At 70.4% G+C, this 20,459-nt stretch carries 14 protein-coding genes; 8 read left to right on the top strand and 6 right to left on the bottom strand.

Annotated features, from left to right (window positions below):
• Window positions 1-8: 8 nt before the first annotated feature.
• From kdpA to ACIRP2_RS13210, 4 genes are all read left to right on the top strand, one after another.
• Complete coding sequence (gene kdpA / locus ACIRP2_RS13225; RefSeq protein WP_404249553.1) at window positions 9-1,673, top strand: potassium-transporting ATPase subunit KdpA; 1,665 nt, start codon at window positions 9-11, stop codon at window positions 1,671-1,673.
• A complete protein-coding gene (kdpB, locus tag ACIRP2_RS13220) occupies window positions 1,673-3,802 on the top strand; it encodes a potassium-transporting ATPase subunit KdpB (RefSeq protein WP_404249551.1) in 2,130 nt (709 codons plus the stop codon). Before kdpA ends, kdpB begins: the two co-directional genes overlap by 1 nt.
• A 35-nt stretch (window positions 3,803-3,837) precedes the next feature.
• Complete coding sequence (kdpC, locus tag ACIRP2_RS13215; RefSeq protein ID WP_404249549.1) at window positions 3,838-4,467, top strand: potassium-transporting ATPase subunit KdpC; 630 nt, start codon at window positions 3,838-3,840, stop codon at window positions 4,465-4,467.
• A gap of 231 nt (window positions 4,468-4,698) precedes the next feature.
• The gene (locus ACIRP2_RS13210; protein WP_404249547.1) at window positions 4,699-6,513 is read left to right on the top strand and encodes an APC family permease; all 1,815 of its coding nucleotides are present in this window, start codon (window positions 4,699-4,701) and stop codon (window positions 6,511-6,513) included.
• Window positions 6,514-6,756: 243 nt separating this feature from the next.
• Here the strand turns inward: ACIRP2_RS13210 and ACIRP2_RS13205 are convergent, their stop codons facing one another.
• Window positions 6,757-8,202, bottom strand: coding sequence for an MFS transporter (locus tag ACIRP2_RS13205; protein ID WP_404249545.1), 1,446 nt, complete (start codon window positions 8,200-8,202; stop codon window positions 6,757-6,759).
• Window positions 8,203-8,600: 398 nt separating this feature from the next.
• Here ACIRP2_RS13205 and ACIRP2_RS13200 point away from each other — a divergent pair, with 398 nt between their 5' ends.
• The 4 genes from ACIRP2_RS13200 to ACIRP2_RS13185 all read left to right on the top strand — a co-directional run bounded on the left by ACIRP2_RS13200 (window position 8,601) and on the right by ACIRP2_RS13185 (window position 13,167).
• Complete coding sequence (locus tag ACIRP2_RS13200; RefSeq protein ID WP_404249543.1) at window positions 8,601-9,068, top strand: hypothetical protein; 468 nt, start codon at window positions 8,601-8,603, stop codon at window positions 9,066-9,068.
• Window positions 9,069-9,178: 110 nt separating this feature from the next.
• Complete coding sequence (locus ACIRP2_RS13195) at window positions 9,179-10,318, top strand: PLP-dependent cysteine synthase family protein (protein ID WP_404249541.1); 1,140 nt, start codon at window positions 9,179-9,181, stop codon at window positions 10,316-10,318.
• Window positions 10,315-11,598 carry an MFS transporter gene (locus ACIRP2_RS13190; RefSeq protein WP_404249539.1) on the top strand — a complete coding sequence of 428 codons (1,284 nt, stop codon included), beginning with the start codon at window positions 10,315-10,317 and terminating at the stop codon, window positions 11,596-11,598. The genes ACIRP2_RS13195 and ACIRP2_RS13190 overlap by 4 nt, the downstream gene beginning before the upstream one ends.
• Before the next feature lie 333 nt (window positions 11,599-11,931).
• Window positions 11,932-13,167: an MFS transporter gene (locus tag ACIRP2_RS13185; RefSeq protein WP_404249537.1), complete on the top strand. Its 1,236-nt coding sequence runs from the start codon at window positions 11,932-11,934 to the stop codon at window positions 13,165-13,167.
• A 342-nt stretch (window positions 13,168-13,509) separates the two neighbouring features.
• Here the strand turns inward: ACIRP2_RS13185 and ACIRP2_RS13180 are convergent, their stop codons facing one another.
• The 5 genes from ACIRP2_RS13180 to ACIRP2_RS13160 all read right to left on the bottom strand — a co-directional run bounded on the left by ACIRP2_RS13180 (window position 13,510) and on the right by ACIRP2_RS13160 (window position 20,155).
• Window positions 13,510-14,217, bottom strand: coding sequence for a DNA-3-methyladenine glycosylase (locus ACIRP2_RS13180; protein ID WP_404249535.1), 708 nt, complete (start codon window positions 14,215-14,217; stop codon window positions 13,510-13,512).
• A gap of 256 nt (window positions 14,218-14,473) precedes the next feature.
• Window positions 14,474-16,705: a WD40 repeat domain-containing protein gene (locus tag ACIRP2_RS13175; RefSeq protein ID WP_404249533.1), complete on the bottom strand. Its 2,232-nt coding sequence runs from the start codon at window positions 16,703-16,705 to the stop codon at window positions 14,474-14,476.
• A 493-nt stretch (window positions 16,706-17,198) separates the two neighbouring features.
• Window positions 17,199-17,972, bottom strand: a complete 774-nt coding sequence (locus ACIRP2_RS13170; protein WP_404249531.1) for an ABC transporter ATP-binding protein — start codon at window positions 17,970-17,972, stop codon at window positions 17,199-17,201.
• The gene (locus ACIRP2_RS13165) at window positions 17,969-19,087 is read right to left on the bottom strand and encodes a FecCD family ABC transporter permease (protein WP_404249529.1); all 1,119 of its coding nucleotides are present in this window, start codon (window positions 19,085-19,087) and stop codon (window positions 17,969-17,971) included. Before ACIRP2_RS13165 ends, ACIRP2_RS13170 begins: the two co-directional genes overlap by 4 nt.
• Window positions 19,088-20,155 carry an ABC transporter substrate-binding protein gene (locus ACIRP2_RS13160; protein ID WP_404249527.1) on the bottom strand — a complete coding sequence of 356 codons (1,068 nt, stop codon included), beginning with the start codon at window positions 20,153-20,155 and terminating at the stop codon, window positions 19,088-19,090.
• Between the last annotated feature and the right edge of the window lie 304 nt (window positions 20,156-20,459).

Here is a 20,459-nt window from a genome sequence, read left to right as displayed (position 1 = left end):
GGGCCCGGATGAACGAGACCCTCGCGGGCTGGCTCCAGGTACTCGCCCTGGTGATCGCGCTGTGCCTCACCTTCCGCCCGCTGGGCGGCTACATGGCGCGCGTCCTGACCTCCGATCACCATGGGCGGGTGGAACGCCTGGTCCACCGGGCGGGCGGAGTGAACGGCGACACGGACCAGAAGTGGTCGGTGTATCTGCGCAGCGTCCTCGCCTTCTCCGCGGTGTCGGTGCTCTTCCTGTACGCGTTCCTGCGCCTGCAGAACCACCTCCTGCTGTCCCTGGGAATGAAGCCGGTCACCGCGGACCAGTCGTTCAACACCGCGGCGTCCTTCGTCACCAATACCAACTGGCAGTCCTATTCGGGCGAGTCGACCATGGGGCATCTGGTCCAGATGGCGGGCCTCGCCGTGCAGAACTTCCTCTCCGCGGCCGTGGGCATCGCCGTGGTCGCCGCGCTGATCCGCGGGTTCACGAGGAAGAAGACCGATCGCGTCGGGAACTTCTGGGTGGACCTGACGCGGATCGTGCTGCGCGTGCTGCTGCCCCTCGCGTTCGTCTTCGCGATCGTGCTGGTGTCCGCCGGCGTCGTCCAGAACTTCCACGGCATCCATGACATCACCACCATCGCGGGCGGGCACCAGCGCCTGACCGGGGGTGCGGTCGCCTCCCAGGAGGCCATCAAGGAACTGGGCACCAACGGCGGCGGCTACTACAACGCGAACTCCGCGCACCCCTTCGAGAACCCCAATGCCCTCACCAACCTGATCGAGATCTACCTGATGCTGGTCATCCCGTTCTCGCTGCCGCGGACCTTCGGCACGATGGTCGGCGACAACCGTCAGGGCTACGCGATCGTCGCCGTGATGGCGTTGATCTGGGGTGCGTCGGTCGCCATCGTGACCGCGAACGAGTTGCACAGCGTCAGCAGCGCCGCCGGTCACGCCGCCGGCGGAATGATGGAGGGCAAGGAGACACGGCTCGGCATCTGGGCCTCGGCCCTGTTCGCCGTGTCCACCACCCTCACCTCGTGCGGAGCGGTCAACTCCTCCCACGACTCGTACACGCCGGGCGGCGGCGGAATGACGATCTTCAACATGATGCTGGGGGAGATCGCGCCCGGCGGCACCGGCTCCGGGCTCTACGGGATCCTGGTCCTGGCGGTCGTCGCGGTCTTCGTCGCCGGACTGATGGTCGGCCGTACACCCGAGTACCTGGGCAAGAAGCTCCGGGGCCGGGAGATGAAGTTCGCCTCCCTCTACATCCTGACGACGCCCGCGGTCGTGCTGATCGGCGCGGGGCTGGCGATGGCATTCCCGGGCGAAAGGGCCGCCATGCTCAACTCCGGACCGCACGGATTCTCCGAGGTCCTGTACGCCTTCGCGTCGGCCGCGAACAACAACGGCTCGGCCTTCGCCGGGCTGAGCGCGAACACGGTCTGGTACAACACCGCACTCGGCGTGGTCATGCTCGTCAGCCGTTTTCTGCCGATGGTGTTCATCCTGGCGCTCGCCGGCTCGCTCGCCGCGCAGCAGCCCGTTCCGGTCACCGCGGGCACCCTGCCGACCCACCGGCCGCAGTTCGTCGCACTGCTCACCGGGGTGATCCTCATCGTCGTCGGTCTCACATACTTCCCCGCGCTCGCGTTGGGACCCCTCGCGGAGGGTCTGCACTGATGTCCACGACCGCCGCCCCCGTTCCCACTCCGCCAGGCGCCGGACGTCAGCAGTACCGCGTCTCGGGGGGACTGCTCGATCCCAAGCAGCTTCTGACGTCCTTCCCCCATGCCCTGCGCAAGCTGGACCCGCGTCTGATGCTCCACAACCCCGTCATGTTCGTGGTGGAGGTCGGGGCGGTCCTGACCACGCTGTCGGCCATCAGGACGCCCGGCGTCTTCGCCTTCGTGATCACGGCGTGGCTCTGGCTGACGTCCGTCTTCGCCAACCTCGCCGAAGCCGTGGCCGAGGGGCGCGGCAAGGCCCAGGCGGAGACTCTGCGCCGCGCCAAGACCATGACGACGGCCCGCCGTCTCACCGGCTGGCGACCGGGCGCGAGCGACGTCGAAGAGGAAGAGGTCCCGGGCACCGGCCTCCGTCTCGGCGATCACGTCGTCGTCGAGGCCGGGCAGATCATCCCCGGCGACGGCGACGTGGTCGAGGGGATCGCGAGCGTCGACGAATCGGCCATCACGGGAGAGTCGGCCCCGGTGATCCGCGAGTCGGGCGGCGACCGGTCGGCGGTCACGGGCGGCACCAAGGTGCTCTCGGACCGGATCGTCGTGAGGATCACCTCGAAGCCGGGGGAGACCTTCATCGACCGGATGATCGCACTCGTGGAGGGGGCCGCGCGGCAGAAGACGCCGAACGAGATCGCGCTCAACATCCTGCTGGCATCCCTCACGATCATCTTCCTGATCGCGGTGGCGACCCTGCAGCCCTTCGCCGTCTTCGCGGGGGCCGAGCAGACCATCGTCATTCTCGTCGCCCTCGTCGTGGCCCTGATCCCGACGACGATCGGCGCGCTGCTCTCGGCGATCGGCATCGCGGGCATGGACCGGCTGGTGCAGCGCAACGTGCTGGCGATGTCCGGGCGCGCGGTGGAGGCCGCGGGTGACGTCAACACGCTCCTGCTCGACAAGACCGGCACCATCACCCTCGGAAACCGCCAGGCCGCCGAGTTCCTGCCGGTGGACGGGGTGGGCGTCGAGGAACTCGCGGACGCCTCCCAGCTCTCGTCCATCGCCGACGAGACGCCCGAGGGCCGCTCCATCGTCGTCCTCGCCAAGCAGCAGTACGCGCTGCGCGGCCGTGGCGAGGGCGAGCTGGACCGGGCGCAGTTCGTGCCCTTCACCGCGCAGAGCAGAATGAGCGGTGTCGACCTCGACGATGCGCAGGAGAACCGCTCCCTGCGCAAGGGAGCGGCGACGGCGGTGATGCGCTGGGTCCGTGACAACGGGGGTCACCCCACGGCGGAGGTCGGCGGCATCGTCGACGGCATTTCGGCGAGCGGTGGCACCCCGCTGGTCGTCGGCGAGGTGACCCGGACCGGCGATGCGCGGACCGCCCGGGTTCTGGGCGTCATCCATCTCAAGGACGTCGTCAAGGAGGGGATGCGGGAGCGGTTCGACGAGCTGCGGCGGATGGGCATCAGGACGGTCATGATCACGGGTGACAACCCGCTGACCGCGAAGGCCATCGCCGAGGAGGCGGGGGTGGACGACTTCCTGGCGGAGGCCACGCCCGAGGACAAGATGGCCCTCATCAAGCGGGAGCAGGCGGGCGGCAAGCTGGTCGCGATGACGGGCGACGGGACCAACGACGCGCCCGCCCTCGCGCAGGCGGACGTCGGCGTGGCGATGAACACCGGCACCTCGGCCGCCAAGGAGGCCGGGAACATGGTGGACCTGGACTCCAACCCGACCAAGCTGATCGAGATCGTCGAGATCGGCAAGCAACTGCTCATCACCCGGGGTGCGCTGACGACGTTCTCGATCGCCAACGACGTCGCGAAGTACTTCGCGATCATCCCGGCGATGTTCGCGAGCGTCTACCCCGGCCTGGACAAGCTGAACATCATGCGGCTGCACAGCCCGACCTCGGCGATCTCCTCGGCGATCGTGTTCAACGCGCTGATCATCATCGCGCTGATCCCGCTCGCGCTGCGCGGCGTGCGCTACCGGCCGTCCTCCGCCGCCAAACTGCTCAGCCGCAACATCTGGATGTACGGACTCGGCGGGCTGGTACTGCCCTTCCTGGGCATCAAGCTGCTCGACCTCTGCATCCAGTTCATTCCCGGCCTGCGCTGACAGACGGTCCGACGAGAGAGGACGGCGGTCCCACCGTGCGTACCATCCTTCCCCCCGTGCTCCAGCACCATCTGGTGGCCCTGCGGATGCTGCTGGCGTTCACCGTGATCACCGGCATCGCCTATCCCCTGCTCGTCACCGGCATCGCCCAGGCCGGTCTCTCCCACCAGGCCAACGGCTCCCTGCTGACGACGAACGGCAGGCCGGTGGCCTCCAGCCTGATCGGCCAGGACTTCGCCCTGCCGAAGAAGGATCCGAACGACACCCAGGAGCCGCTGCGCCCCGCCCCCCAATGGTTCCAGCCCCGCCCGTCCACCGGTGGGTACGATCCAACGAACTCCGGCGCCTCCAACCTCGGCCCGAACAACACCGACCTGATCAGGAGCGTCAGGGACCGTCGTGCCGCCGTCGCCGCCTTCGACGGGGTCCCGCCCGCGTCCGTCCCCGCGGACGCGGTCACCGCCAGCGGCTCCGGGCTCGACCCGGAGATCTCCCCGGCGTACGCCTACGAACAGGTCGACCGCGTCGCCCAAGCCCGCCACCTCGCCCCCGCCGAGGTCAGAACTCTGGTGTCCCAGCACGTCCGCGGACGTGTTCTGGGCTTCCTGGGTCAGGAACGCGTCAACGTCGTGGAGCTCAACCACGATCTGGCCCGGCTGGGGTGACCGAAAGACACAATTTCTCGCCCGGCGGCCCGTCACGGTCGAGGACCCTGCCCGGGTGGTGCCGGCCAAGGGGCAGGTGCCCCGTGCGGGTTCCGAACCACCCCGACCACGCGCTGACGGTTCTCCGAGGCACCTGGGCGAAGCCTGGCGCGTCCTTGAAGGCCCCCACCGAGGTGGTCCGGTCAGACTGTCCCTGGACAGCCCCCCACACCCTGCACCGCGAGGTCACCCATGGCGTACGGTCTGGCCCGCCGCGAGCTGCGGCCGAGAGTTCCGCTCCAGCACGGGGAGGGTGGCAAGTACCACTTGACCAGCCTGGAGGGACTTGCCGCGCTGTCGTTGGACGCGCTGAGTTCGGTCGCGTACGGACCCGAGGCCATCGTGCTCGTCCTGATCGCCGCGGGGACCGGGGCGCTGACCGCCACGCTGCCGGTGACGCTGGTCATCGCCGCGCTGCTGGCGGTCCTGGTGATCTCCTACGGCCAGGTGATCGCCGTGCACCCCGACGGCGGTGGCGCCTACGCGGTGGCGAAGAAGGACCTCGGGCCGAGGACCAGTCTGCTCGCAGCGGCCAGCCTGGTCGTCGACTACGTGCTGACCGTGACGGTCAGCCTCGCTGCCGGCGCCGCCAGCCTCGCCTCCGCGTTCCCCGCTCTCGGCTCGCACTTGCTCGCCGTCTGTCTCATCGGGCTCGTCCTGCTCACCGCTGTGAACCTGCGGGGCGTGGCCGACAGCGCCCGGGTGCTGATGCTGCCCACCGTGCTCTTCGTCGTGAGTATCTTCGGCATCGTCGTCCTCGGGCTGCTGCGCGGCCATCCCGCGGCCGTCGTCGGCAGCGCCCGACCCGTCCACGTCACCGAGGCGTTGGGGCTGCTGCTGCTCCTCAAGGCGTTCTCCTCCGGTTGCTCCGCGCTGACCGGCGTGGAGGCGATCGCCAATGGAGTGCCGGTGTTCCGCGAGCCGCGCGTCAAGCGGGCGCAGCGCACCGAGCTGATGCTGGGCGTGTTGCTCGGGCTGATGCTGATCGGCCTCGCGGTGCTGATCCGCCGCGACCAGGTGGCCCCACGCGGCGGCGTGACCGTCCTCGCCCAACTGACCGCGGGCGCGTACGGAACGGGATGGCCCTACTACGCGACCAACCTCATCGTCACCCTGGCCCTCGCCTTCGCGGCGAACACCAGCTTCGGCGGCCTGCCCGTCCTGATGAGCCTGCTGGCCCGCGACCACCGCCTGCCCCACCTGTTCGGGCTGCGCAGGGAACGTCCCGTCTACCGCTGGGGCGTGCTGGCGCTGGCACTGCTCGCGGCGCTGCTGCTGATCGCCGTGGACGGCGACACGCACCGGATGATCCCGCTGTTCGCGATCGGCGTGTTCACCGGCTTCACCATCAGCCAGATCGGGCTGGTACGGCACTGGGCGGGGCAGCGACCGCCGGGCTGGCTGCGGCGCGCGGCGCTCAACGGCTCGGGCGCGGTGCTGACCGCCGTGGCCGGACTGGTCCTGTTGGCCACCAAGTTCCTCGAAGGCGCCTGGGTGGTGGTGGTCACCGTTCCCCTGCTGATGCTGCTGTTCGCCCGTGTCGAGCGTTACTACACGGCGGTCGGAGAAGAGCTCGGTCTCGGAGAGATCCCCCCGTCGCCGCGGCCCGCCGAGTCCCTGGTCATCGTTCCGGTCGGAGAAGTCAGCAAGCTCGCCCAGCACGCCCTGACGGCCGCCGCCGCCCTCGGACGCGACGTCGTCGCGGTCGCCGTCCACTCCGACCCGGCCAAGGCCCAGGAACTGAGGGACAGGTGGGAACGCTGGAACCCGGGCGTACGTCTGGACATCGTCGACAGCCCGCAGCGCTCCCTGGTGCAGCCGATCGTCGAGTACGTCGAGCGGGCGGCGCAGGAAGGGCGGCAGATCGCCGTGCTCATCCCGGAGGTCGAGCCACGCCACCGCCGCTACCAGATCCTGCAGAACCAGCGCGGCATCCTGCTGGCCGCCACGCTCATGGCCCATACCGACGTCGTCGTCTGCATGCTCCCCTACCGGCTGAGCCGGTGAACGTCCCGGCCCGTGGGCCGGGACGGACCTCGACGCCACCGTGCGAAGCGCCGCGTCCCCGCGGGGTCGGTGGCGGGTAGGGCCCCTGGGGGGAGGGAGGCGGAGCAGCGGTGCGGAAGAAGTAATCGGGTGGTGGCCGGCGCGAGAAGCCGGCCGGGCGGCGGACGTGTCGTCCGTGCCCGGCCGGCTGTCCGACCGTCGGTGACGCGGTCGGCGTCCGGCACCGGAAGGCGGCAGGCCCGTTCAGGCCGTTGCCTTTTCCTGCCGCTCTCCGCTGTCGGCTTCGTCGGTGGAGGGCGCGGTGCGCAGCGTCAGCAGGGCGGCGAGAGCGCCGACCGCGGCGAGAACCGCGGCGCCGAGGAAGGCGGCGGAGAAGCCGTTGGTGAGGGCCGTCGGGTTTCCGGGCTCGCGGGCACCGTGTGCGGCGGCGAGTGCGGTCATGGCGGCGAGGCCGAGGGCGGAGCCGACCTGGTAGCTGGTGTTGACGATCCCGGAGGCGAGGCCGCCCTCCTCCGGACGCGCACTGGACAGTGCGGTGCCGAGCGACGGAATGAACGCCAGCGACATGCCCACGGCCGAGAGCAGGGAAGCGGGCAGGACGTCGACCCAGAAGGTCCCGTCCGGGCGGGCGAGGGACAACCAGTACATTCCCGCGGCGAGAGCGAACAGCCCCAGGACGATGAGGGGCTTGGGCCCGAACCTCCTGATCAGGCGGGGCGCCAGGACGATCATCATGATCATGATGGCGACCGTCATGGGCAGCAGGGCGGACCCGGAGGCGAAGGCGTCCAGCCCCAGAACCTGCTGCAGGTACAGGTTGAGGAAGAACCACATCGGGATCCACGCGGCGGCCATGAGCAGCTGTGCGATGTTGGCGCCGGCCAGGCCGGGTGCCTTCCAGATCCCCAGTCGCATCAGCGGTTCGCGCCGCTTGGACTGGATCGCGACGAACGCGGCGATCAGGGCCACGCCGGCCAGGAGGACCAGCCAGGTGTCCGCGGAGTTCCAACCGGTCTCGGGAGCACGGACGATGGCGTAGACGGCGGCGGCGAGCCCTGCCGTGACGGTGATGGCTCCGGCGAGGTCGATCGAGCCGCGGCGCCCCGTGTCCGAGGGCATGACGGCAGGCGCGACGGCCAGGACGATCAGGGCGATGGGGACGTTGATGTAGAACACCCAGGGCCAGCTGGCGTATTGCGTGATGATCCCGCCGAGGAAGACGCCGGCGGTGCCTCCGGCCGGAGCGGCCGCGCCGTACAGCGCGAAGGCCTTCGGCAGTTCCTGGGGCCGTGGGCCGAACAGCGTCATGAGAAGGGTGAGGGCGGACGGGGCGATCAGCGCCGCGCCCATGCCTTGCAGGGCCCGTCCGGCCAGCTCTGTCCAGACCTGACCGGCGAGGCCCGCGGTCAGGGAGCCTGCGGCCAGGACGATCCACCCGGTACTGAAGAGGCGCCTGGCGCCGAGCAGGTCCGACAGGCGTCCGCCGAGCAGCAGGAGCCCTCCGAAGGCGACGACGTAGGCGTTGAACACCCACGACAGGTTCTCCTGCGAGAAGCCCAGGTCGGCCTGCATCTTGGGCAGGGCCACACCGATTATTGACGTGTCCATGATAACGATGAACTGGGCCAGAGCGATTAAGGCGAGCGCGGTCCATCGGCGCGAACCGGTCGATGTGGTCGGGGTGGTCATCGCGGCGCTCCTATACGGGAGGGGGGTATCTGTGAATGAGGAATATACCCCCTAGGGGTATCGATGACCAGTCTGTTGGGCGAGCCCCTCGCTGTTCGCTGCCGCAGTGGTCGCGTGCGGGTGCGTGCCGGGCGGTGCGCCGGGCTCCGAGGGTCGCCGTACGTCCGTGCGGGCGGGCTGCGTCCGACCATGCCCCTCGCTCCTGCTCCGCGGGTGCGGCTTGCTCCGTCGGTCTGCGGTGAACTCTGCTGGTGGGCAGGGGTGTTGAGCTGACCCGCCGCCCTCGCCGGCCGGGTTCCATAGCAGACGCGCGGGGCTCGTACCGTCTCGACAAGGAATTTCACCCGTACGTCCACATAAATGCGTATCACTCCACTTTTGGCGATACGGTCGGCGGCGTGCTGTCAGCTGTTGCCCCGGGGCCGGGAGTCCGCCGCCTCGTCGTCACTCTTCTGCTGAGCCTGGCGACCGTCGCCGTGGCTCACGTGCTGATGTGTGGTGTGCAGGCGCAGGACGGGCACCACGTCACGCCGCTCGGCGGCCCGCTGTCCGCGGTCGCCCCTGGCGTGCCGGGCATGGAGCACGTGGGGGACACCCCGGAACCCGCCGGCTGCGACGCGTCCGGGGCCGGGCACCACCCGGCGGCTCCCGGCGGGTGCTGCGATTCGGCCGCGCTCCTGGGTGAGGTGTCGACGCGCTCCGTACTCCCTCTCCTGGAGGCGCTGCTGCTCACCCTGGCCGCGTGGGGGCTCATGGAGTCGGGCCTTTCGGGTCTCACGCACCACCCCCGCGGTCGCGCAGCCGAGGGGGCTTCACCCTCCACGGGGAGCTCCCTGCTGAGCCTGGTCTGCGTCAGCCGTACGTGACACGGCTCCGTGCGCCCGGTCGCTCCGTCGATCGCCCGCACGTGCCGCGCCCCGTACCGCTCTCACGCAACGGCCCCGACCAGTCGTGGCCGTGGAAGGACCAGGTCGGCATGACCACTGCTCTGCGCAGCATCTCCCCCGACGACGTGCACGCCTTCGTGGCGGCACACGAACTCCCCGAACCCGCGGGCGCCCCCCGCCGCACCCCCGCCGGAATGGTGGGCAACACACCGGTCCTCTGGGTCGGAAGCCCCTTCAGCCCGGCCGGCCGCGGCTTCTGGGCCAAGTTGGAGGGTGCCAATCCCGGCGGCATCAAGGACCGTCCGGCCCTCCACATGGTCGCGGCGGCCCGAGCCCGTGGAGAGCTCCGTCCCGACGCGCCCGTCATCGAGTCCACCAGCGGAACGCTCGGACTCGGTCTCGCGCTGGCGGGCATCACCTACGGCCATCCGGTCACGCTGGTCACCGACCCGGGCATGGAACCCCTCATGGTCCATCAGCTCCGCGCCCTGGGTGCCCGCGTGGAGGTCGTCGAGGAACCGAGCCCGGTCGGCGGCTGGCAGCAGGCGCGCAGGGACCGCGTCCGCTCCCTGCTCGCCGCGGCGCCCGGCTCCTGGTGCCCCGACCAGTACCACAACCCGGACAACCCGGCGGCGTACACGAACCTCGCCCTCGAACTCGCCGTACAGCTCGGCCGGGTGGACGTGCTGGTGGCCGCCGTCGGAACGGGCGGACACTCCGCCGGGATCACCCGTGCCCTGCGCGCGCTCTCACCGGGCGTGCGGCTGGTCGGTGTCGACTCGGTGCGCTCCGCCATCTTCGGCCAGCCGGCCGGAGACCGCCTGATGCGCGGCCTGGGCAGCAGCATCCATCCGTGCAACGTCGACCACGCCGCGTTCGACGAGGCCCACTGGGTCGCACCGGGCGAGGCGGTCTGGGCGGCCCGACGGCTGGCCAGACACCACTACGCGAGTGGCGGCTGGAGCGTCGGCGCCGTGGCGCTGGTGGCCGGCTGGCTCGCCCGTACCCTTGCCCCCGGCACCCGTATCGCGGCGATCTTCCCCGACGGGGTCCATCGGTACTGGGACACGGTCTACAGCGACGACTACTGCCGTGCGCACGACCTGCTCTCACACCCGCCCGCGGACGACCCCGACGAGATCGGCCGTCCCGGCGAGCGCGCCGTGGAGCGCTGGACGCGCTGTGCGCACATCACCGCGCCGCACGCGGACGAGGTGGCCGCGCGATGAGGGGACTCGTACGGCAGTTCCGCTCCTTCGACGGCGCCGTCCGCCTGTTGACGGTCCAGCAGTTCACCATCAACACGGCGTTCTACATGCTCATGCCGTACCTCGCGATCCATCTCTCGGGCGGCCTGGGCATGGCCGCCTGGGCGGTCGGACTGGTGCTCGGCGTAAGAAACTTCAGCCAACAGGGCATGTTCCTCATCGGCGGCACGCTCGCCGACCGGCTCGGCTGCAGGAACGTGATCATCGCCGGTTGCGTGCTGCGGACCGTCGGCTTCGGACTGCTCGGCCTCGTCGACTCGCTGCCCGCCCTGATCCTCGCGTCGGCGCTCACCGGCTTCGCGGGCGCGCTGTTCAACCCGGCCGTGCGCGCCCACCTCGCACGGGAGGCGGGGGAGCGACGTGTCGAGGCGTTCGCGCTGTTCAATGTCTTCTATCAAGTCGGCATGTTCGTCGGCCCGTTGATCGGTCTTTCCCTGATCGCTCTGAACTTCCGGATGGTGTGCGCGGTGGCGGCGCTCCTCTTCCTCGCGCTCACTCTCGTACAGATCAAGGCCCTGCCCGACCGGGGACGTCCGTCCGATGCGGGCGAGGGGCGCCAGGGAGTGCTCGCCGACTGGCGTGTCGTGGCGTCCAACCGCCCCTTTCTGCTCTTCTCGGCGGCGATGATCGGCTCGTACGTCCTGTCCTTCCAGGTCTATCTGGCGCTGCCGCTGCAGGCACAGCGGGTGGCCCCGGGAAGCGGGGACGGCGTCACCACCGCGCTCTTCGCCGTGTCCGCCGGTGTCGCCGCGGCCGGGCAACTGCGCATCACCGCCTGGGCGCGGGCGCGTTGGTCGCCGGGTCGGTCGGTCGTGTACGGCCTGACGCTGATGGGTGGCGCCTTCGCGCCACTCGTGGCCGCCGGGGCGCCGCCCGGGGGAGAGGGGCCGCTGATCCGGGCTGCGGCCCTGGTGCCGCTGTTCCTCGCGGCCGCCCTGCTCGCCCTCGGTACGGCCCTGGTGTACCCGTTCGAGATGGACACCGTCGTCACGCTCTCCGGCGACCGGCTGGTCGCCACCCACTACGGTCTGTACAACACCATCTCGGGCGTCGGAATCACCGTGGGGAACCTCGCGACCGGAGCCGTGTGGGATGCCTCCGCGGAGCAACCGCGGCTGCCCTGGATGGTGTTGTGCGGCGTGGGCCTGATGTGCGCCGCCGCGGTCGCCGGACTGACGAGGACCGGGAGACTCGGTCCGATCCGGGCCGGCCGGGCGGGGGAACCGGTTCCGCAGCGGTGAGGGGCCGGGGCGGCCACGGGGGCTGCGCCGCACGCTGCCCACTGCTCGGACGAGGAGCTAAAGGGCGAGCGGAGGCGGGCGACGTGCTCGTCACCGATGCGCATACGCCGGGCGACATCCGTCCGGACGACCCGGTGGCCGTCCTTGTCGCGGGCGCGCGATCCGGGGCGCAGTCGTGTTCGGGCGGCCGCCCCCGTCCCGCGCCGCGGCGTGGCCGCGCGGTGAGACCGGGCCCGCTCTCGTGAGGAGTAGGCGCAACTCCCTTGCACATGCGAGTAATATTCACCAAGCTGGATCGGTCCTTACTTCCCGTCCAGGACCTGGAGCCCCGTCGTGCCCGCACTGATGCCGGATTCCGCCCCGCAGCGCGTCATCGCCGTCTCGAACTTCGTCTACACGGTCGGCAGCGGTCTCTATCTGACCGCCGGAGTCCTGTACTTCACCGAGGCGGCGCGCCTTCCCGCAGGCCAGGTCGGGCTCGGGCTCGGCATCGCCGGGTTCGTCTCGCTGGCCGTTGGCATCATCGTCGGCCATCTCGCGGACCGATGCGGGGCTCGCGGCGTCTACGCGACCACCCTGGTCGTCCAGGCGTCGGCGACGGCCGGCTTCGTGCTGGCGGACAGCTTCTGGCCGTTCGTCCTCGTGGTATGCGCGGCCACGGGGGCCAAGGCGGCCGGACTTGCCGCACGGAGCCCGCTCATCAGGCACTACGGAGGAGGCCGACCGCAGGAATTCCGCGCCTACCTCCGTGCCGTGACGAACGTCGGCATCTCCCTCGGTGCCCTGGCGGCGGGATGGGTCGTTCAAGTGGGCACCCTCACGGCCTATCAACTCCTGGTCGTAGGCAACGCGTTCGCCTTCGTGGCCGCCGCCGCGGTCCTGTTCCTCCTGCCGCCGGTCAAGCCAGTCGCCACCGTCGACGGCCCCCGCTGGGTCGCCCTGCGGGACCGCCCCTACCTTCTGATCACCGCGATCGACGGGATCATGGCCATTCAGTTCAAGGTGCTCACCGTGGCCATTCCGCTCTGGCTGGTCACCGCCACCACCGCCCCGCGCTGGCTCATCTCGGGCACCATGCTCACCAGCACCCTCATCGTCATCGCCTTTCAGGTACGAGCCAGCCGCAGCATCGATTCCCCGGCGGCCGGCGCAGTCGCCTACCGCCGAGCGGGTGCGGCCTTCCTCGTCTCCTGCGCCCTGATCTCCCTGACCGCGGGGATACCGGCGTGGGCCGCGGCAACGCTGCTCATGACCGCGATGGTGATCCACACGATCGGCGAACTCTGGCACTCCGCCGCGGGTTTCGAGGTCTCGTTCGCCCTCGCGCCGACGCACGCCACCGGACAGTACCTCGGAGTGTTCGGCCTGGGCGCCGGTCTGGCCGAAGCCCTGGGGCCGGGCCTGCTCATCGCGCTCTGCATCACCTGGGGCCGCCCCGGGTGGTACGTCGTAGGAGCACTCTTCGCCCTGACGGGTCTGGTGGCGCCCCTCGTCGTGCGCCGGGCACAGGGACGGCAGCACACGGGGCGGATGCCCCTCGAAGCCGTGGAGCAGGCACCGGCCGCCTGAACTTCTCGGGGGGACCGTCCCACAAGCACGTCATCCAAGGGATCCGAAACGGTGCGAGGCTTCCCCGTGTGGGTTCCGTGTGAGCGCTGAGCATTCCGGAAGCTCCTTCCCCAGGCGGGCGAGTGGGGCCGCAACGGCAGTACGGGGCATATCACTTACCCGACGTCGTACGGGCCGCAGGCGTGGGGCCTGGCACCGGCCAGCCCCTCGATCAGCCCCTGACCGGCCACACCTACCCGGCGGAGGCGGTGCGGGTATGGGGCCTGACCACCAGGCCCCGCCCGGTCACCGGTGCCCAGCGTCCGGACGGTGCGCGTCGAGGGCCTGCGGGTGTGTCATGCGTCAGGGAGCAGGGTGTCGGCCGGCCGGTCGGCCGGTCGGTTTCCGTCTGGGGACGTGGGCGCGGTAGGGGCTGACGGTGGGTTCGCCGTCAATCCAGAAGCGCCAGGGGGTGCTTGCGCCCGCGCCGGAGACGCCGGTGCGTGGGCCGGTGCGGATGAGCGCCGGGGCGGGGGGCGTGCCGGTCAGAACGTTGAAGGGTATGCCGTCTGCGCAGGCATCGGCTCCGTTGAAGTTCCCCTTGACGCCGAGGGCCACGGTCAGTCTGGCGGGTCCCTGGGCGAGTTCATGGTCCCGGCGCGCGGTGGGGCGACGCTTGCGGGCAAGTTCGACACCGTCCAGGACCTCGCCCGCGCGCAGTAGAACGGCCGAGGAGTGTCCGTCCTGGCTGGTGACGAGGTTCATGCAGAAGTGCATACCGTAGGTGAAGTAGACGTAGATGTGGCCGGGCGGCCCGAACATGACCTCATTGCGCGGGGTGCGGCCCCGGTAGGCATGTGAGCCGGGGTCGTCCCGGCCGTTGTACGCCTCGACTTCGGTAAGGCGCAGGGCGATCGTTCCCTCGGGCAGCGTGCAGACGAGAACGCGGCCCAGCAAGTCGGGTGCAACCTCGGCAACATGACGGTCGAAGAATTCACGGCTGAGCGGACGGTGGCCACCCGCCAGTACGTCCTCACGGCATGGGTAGCCGCTTTGAAGATCGTCAGACATGACCGAAAGGGTAACCGCCCCGTACCTTCGACCAACCCGTCTCAGGTGGGCGCCGGGACCGAAGGCGCGTACTCCCACGCGCCTCGTGTCCCGTGATCAGGCCCCGGCCCTGTACCCGGCCAACCCACGGCGACCGCGCCACGGGTGCGGTCGGCTCTTTGGCGGGCGGCACATTCCTGCTGTCGCCGGTGACGCGTGCTGTCCACCCGATCCGGCACTCCCGGGCGACCATGGCCGCCCGGGAGTGCCGCCGGCGCTACGGTGTCTGCTCGGGCGCGGCCAACGGGGCGGAGATGAGGGCGAGTTCCCTGTCGAAACCGACCAGTAGCCCGCTGCCTGGTGCCACCAGCAACGCCCCGACAGGCTCGGGGAAGGACACGAGGCGGGAGGTGACCTGCTCGCCGGTGGTCAGGTCCCACACCCGGACTGTACGGTCCCGGCTGCCGGTGACGGCGACCGTCCGGCCGTCGAGCACCGTCGTCGCGAGCACGCGAATCATGTCGGTGTGGCCCGTGAGGGGCTCGCCGATCTGCTGGCCGGTGGTCAAGTCCCACACCCGGGCCGTGTTGTCCTTGCTGCCGCTGACGGCGACGGGTCGCCCGTCGAGCACCGTCGTCGCGAGCACACGAATCATGTCGGTGTGGCCGGTGAGGGGCTCACCGACCTGCTGCCGGGTGGCCAGGTCCCATATCCGCACCGTATGGTCATCGTTGCCGGTGACGGCGACGGGTCGGCCGTCCAGCGACGTGGTCGCCAGCGCATCCACCGAGCCGACGTGGGCGAGGGGTTCGCCGGACGGCTTCCTGGTGGTCAGGTCCCATATGCGCATCCCATCGAAGCTGCCGGTGACGGCGACGGGCCGGCCGTCGACCACCGCCGTCGCCACCCCGAGCACGATGCCGGTATGCCCAGCCAGGGGCCTGCCGAGGGGTCTGCCGGTGATCAGGTTCCACACCCGCACTTTCTTGTCCCAGCTGCCGGTGACGGCGACCGGCCGGCCGTCGACCACTGCCGTCGCCACCGCGCCCACCCAGCCGGTGTGACCCACAAGGGGTTCGCCGACGGGCCGGCCCGTCGTCGGGTCCCATATCCGCACCGTCTTGTCGGCGCTGCCGGTGACAGCGACGCAGCGGCCGTCCACCATCGCTGTCGCCGCCCCGAGCACCGGGCCGGTATGGCTGGTCGCGGGATTGCCGGCGGGCTGGCCGGTGGCCAGGTTCCATACTCGCAACGCGTCATCCCGGCCGCCGGTGACGGCGACGGGTCGGCCGTCGACCACTGCCGTCGCCGCCCCGAGCACCCAGCCGGTGTGGCCGGTGAGCGGTTCGCCGACGGGCTGCCTGGTGGCCAGGTCCCACATCCGCACCGTCCCATCGGTGCTGCCGGTCACGGCGACCGGGCGGCCGTCCACGATCGCCGTCGCCACCGCATACACCCAGTGGGTGTGGCCGGTGAGGGGCTCGCCGACCTGCTGGCCGGTGGTCAGATCCCACAGCCGCACCGTGGCGTCGTCACTCCCGGTGACGGCGACCGGGCGGCCGTCCACGACCGCGGTAGCCACCGCACGCACCACGTCGGTGTGGCCCGTGAGGGGCTCGCCCACTTGGTGGCCATCAGTCAGATCCCACACTCGCACCTTCTTGTCACCGCCGCCCGTGACGGCGACCGGGCGCCCGTCCACCACCGTCGTCGCCACCGCCCACACATCGTTGGTGTGGCCGGTCAGGGGTTTGCCGATGGGCTGCCCGGTGGTCAGGTCCCACATGCGCACCTTCTTGTCACAGCTACCGGTGACGGCGACCGGACGGCCGTCCACCATCGCCGTCGCCACCGCCCACACCGGGTGAGCGTGGCCCGTGAGGGGTTCGCCGATCTGCTTCCCTGTGGTCAGGTCCCACACCCGCGCGGTGTCGTCACTGCCGCCGCTGACGGCAATGGGTCGACCGTCCAGGACCGTTGCGGCCACGGCACAGACCGTGCCGGTGTGGCCGGTGAGGGGTTCTCCGATCTGCTTCCCTGTGGTCAGGTCCCACACCCGCACCGTTCTGTCCCAACTGCCGGTGACCGCGACCGGACGCCCACCCATCGACGTGGTCGCTACCGCCTCCACGAAGCCGACGTGGCCCGTCAGGGCATGCCGGAACTGCGAAGAAACCAGGCCACCCGTGGCCCATTCCACCCCCCACGGCGCTGTCGGTCTGCCCGCCACCGGTACAGCCGCGATCCGCGCCGACAACGCCACGTCTCCGTACCGGGCGGCGTCCAGCCCCAGCAACTGCCGCCGCACCCAGCTCTCCGCACCCTGGTGCAGGTGCGCAGAAGCCCGGTACATCGCCGCTGCCAACAGCTCCTCCGGCCCCGAGGCACCGTCGAGCACCGCCATGACCCGCTCCGGGTCGGTCTTCACCAGCCACTCCGGATCGGCCAACCACCCACCCGCCACGGCAACTTCATGGCACAGGCTGTTGCTTTGAAGATCGTCAGACATGATTGGCACGGTACCCGCCCCCATCCACCAACCCGCCCCCCAAACAGGCACCAGGAACGAAATTGCGTACTTCTACGCACCCCCTGCTACCAGCCCCCAGCCCGGCCACGGGCGTCAGCACTGCACCTCCAGGGCCACCACAGCGATGACCGCCCCAACCACCCGCACTGATCACATTGAGTAACGAATCCCGACTGCAGCACGGCCCCGATCGATCACCCCGACCGGCCCATTCGCGCGAGTTGTGAAGACGCCGAAAGGGAAGTCGACCGCCGTGAGCAGGAGGATCGTCGCGACGGTCGAGCCGCGGAGCAGGGGCACGCGGAGCATCACACCGTCGGCGAGTACCGCTGAGGACACCAGCACGATGCCGTGGCCGAATCTTCTCGGCAGTCGGGCGGGCAGCAGTGGACCGAGGACCGCACCGGGGCCCATGGCCGTGCGCGTCAGGTCGAGCCGCCCGTGCCCGGCCCATGGTGGGACGGGCACGGGGTCACACGACCGACCGGTGATCGAAGGCGATCAGCGGATCACCGGTCAACGGATGCTCGACCACCGCGGCCCGCACGCCGAACACCTCCGCCAACAGAGCCGGAGTGAGTACCTCCAGGGGAGTGCCGGACGCGACCAGCGCTCCTTGGTGCAGTACGTGCAGGCGGTCGCAGACCGAGGCCGCCGCGTTCAGGTCGTGGAGCGAGATCAATGTGGTGCGCCCCTGCTCCCGAAGCAGTGACAGCAGCTCCACCTGGTGGCGCACGTCGAGGTGGTTGGTCGGTTCGTCCAGCACCAGGACGTCGGGGGCCTGCGCGAAAGCCCGGGCCAGCAGGGCCCGTTGGCGTTCGCCGCCCGACAGCGCGGAGAACCGGCGGTTCCCGTACCCTGCGAGACCGACCCGTCCCAGGGCACGGGTGACGACGGCCCGGTCCGTCCGGTCCTCACCTGCGAAGGCACGCTTGTGCGGGGTGCGGCCCATCACCACGATCTCGTGGACGGTCAGATCGAAGTCCCCACCGCGCTCCTGCGGCAGAGCGGCGACATGCCTGGCCGTCTCGGCGGGCGGCAGCGCCCCGATGTCCGTACCGTCCAGGAGCACCCGGCCCGCGGCCGGGCGCAGATGACGGTAGACGGTACGCAGCACGGTCGACTTCCCACTGCCGTTGGGCCCGACCAGCCCGGTGATCTCGCCCGAGGACGCGATGAGATGCAGCCCCGAGACCACGGTACGGCCGTCGTAGGCCACCCGGAGGTCGTGCACGTCGATTCTCATCGGCCGTGCTCCGGACGCCGGTCCAGCAGGAACAGCAGGGCGGGGGCGCCCAGCAGCGCCGTGACCACACCGATGGGAAGCTCCTGATCCGGCAGCACGGTGCGGCAGAGGGTGTCGACGACGACGAGAAGCACCGCACCGGTCAGCGCGGACACGGGCAGCAGCCTGCGATGGTCCCCTCCGACCACCAGTCGGCACAGATGCGGCACCAGCAGCCCCACGAATCCGACGGCGCCGGAGACGGACACGAGCACACCGGTCAGCACACTGGTGACCACGAACATCTGGCGCCGCAGCCGCACCACGGGAACGCCGAGCCCGGCCGCCGTCTCATCACCCATCAGCAAGGCGTTCAGCGCTCTGGCCCGGCCCTGAAACACGGCAAGACCCAGTACGACGGCCGCCGTGGGCAGGGCGAGCGAACTCCACTGCGCACCGCCGAGGCTGCCCATCAGCCAGAACAGCACGCCCCGGGTCTGCTGCTCGTCACCGGCCCGCAGCACCAGATAACTGGTGAACCCCGACAGGAACTGCCCGATCGCCACCCCCGCCAGCACGAGACGCAGCGGCGAGAAGCCACCGCCTCGCCGGGCGATCGTCCAGACCAGACCGAACGACAGCAACGCTCCGGCGAACGCCGCGCCGGAGATGCCCAGCCCGAACAGACCCCCGGTGCTCGCGCCGAGCACGATCGCCGCCACGGCTCCCAGAGAACCACCGTTGGAGATGCCCAGAAGGTAGGGATCGGCGAGCGGATTGCGCACCAGGGCCTGTACGGCGGTGCCGACGATGCCGAGTCCGGCACCCACGACGGCCGCGAGCAGGGCCCGGGGGACCCGCAACTGCCACACGATCAGGTCCCGGGTGCCGGGCCGCGCGGTCCCGCCGGTCAGCCGGTGCCCCACCGCCGACCACACCTCGGTCACCGCCACGTGCGAGGAACCCCGGGAGACGGCGGCCGTGAGCCCCAGCAGCAGCGCCACCGCGAGAGCGGCGGCCACCCACCGGGCGGGAAGGGGCCGTCGCACGTATGCGGATCCCTCGGCGCCCGGCGCTTCGGGTTCGACCGGGCCCGGACGACCGGCCGTCCCGTCGGCCGAGCTGTCGAGGGCCATCTACCGTCCGCCCTCGAACCGGTCGGCGTGCACCGTACGCGCGATCTGCTCGACCGTGTCCGCATTGCCGACACCGGCGATGGTGGTCCGTTCCGAGCGAATGCGCAGAAACCTGTCCCCCTCGACCGCGGTGAGTCCGCGCGTCGCCGGGAACGACTTGAGGAACTTCTCCGCTTCGTCGAACGCCCTGTCGTCGGCCACGGCACTGCCCCGGTTGCGTACGGCCAGCTGGATCCAGTCGGGGTTCTTCTCGACGACGTCCTCCCAGCCGACCTGCCTGTAGTCGCTGTCGCAGTCGGCGAACGCATTGCGCGCACCGGCCAGCCGGATCACCGCGTTGGCCACCTGTTTCCCGCACACGGCCACCGGCTGTTCGGTCCCGCCGTCGAAGTCGAAGACGAAGTACGTCGGCCGTCGGGACTCCGGCAGATCACCCAGGGCCCTGCGCACCGCGGAGATCCTGCCCTCCATGCCGGCGACGAGGGCGTCGGCCCGTTCCGAGGTGCCCGTGAGCGCCCCGAGCCGACGGATGTCGTCCGTCACGTCGGACAGGTCGTTCCTGGGCCCCTCGCGCATCGACGCGCAGGCGGTCGAACGGAGTTGCACCACCTTGATTCCGGCGGCCCGGTACTCCTCACGCCCGGGGACCGTGTTGTCGCCCCCCATGCCGCCCATCGAGGCGAACGCCTCCAGATAGGTGTCCGCCCCCGAACCCAGCAGTCTCTCCTTGGGAATCGCCGTCCTGCCGAGCACCGGCACCTCGGCGGCCTCGGCGGCCAGATCCTTCGGCAGCGCGCCCCTGCCCGGAGGGAATCCCGTCCCGATGACCCGGTCCGACGCGCCGAGCCGGAGCAGCAGTTCCAGACCGGAGGCGTTGCTGGTCACGATCCTGCGCGGAGGCGAGTCGAAGGTGGTACGGACCCCTGCGCAATCCTCGACGGCCAGAGGGAAGCCGGCCGCCGAGCCTTTCGGGCGGCCGTCCTGATCGGCCCCGGATCCGGTCGGGCCACAGGCTGTCGCAAGCAGACCCAGGACGACGAGGCCACCACATGTCCGACGACCGCTCAACACAATCCCACCCTCGACATCGCGTTCGGAACGAGTCGCTGATCGCGACTTCGATGAGGTGGTCGTGGAGCCGGCGGTGCGAGTTCCCGCGGACACCGCGCGTTTCGCGTGGGCCGAGAAGATCTCCGGTGATCGAAAGCGGTCCGGGGCCGTGTGGTGAGTACACACCACACGGCCCCGGACCGTCGGGACGCTGTCGGGGACGGAGAGGTCAGCCCTTGCGGGACTCGACCTCGTCGGTGAGCTGGGGCACGACCTGGAAGAGGTCGCCGACGACGCCGTAGTCGACGAGGTCGAAGATCGG

The organism is Streptomyces sp. NPDC101194 (genome assembly GCF_044767885.1).
GTDB lineage: Bacteria > Actinomycetota > Actinomycetes > Streptomycetales > Streptomycetaceae > Streptomyces.
Note: the sequence above shows the minus strand (reverse complement) of the source record. Positions and strands in the feature narration are given on the sequence as shown.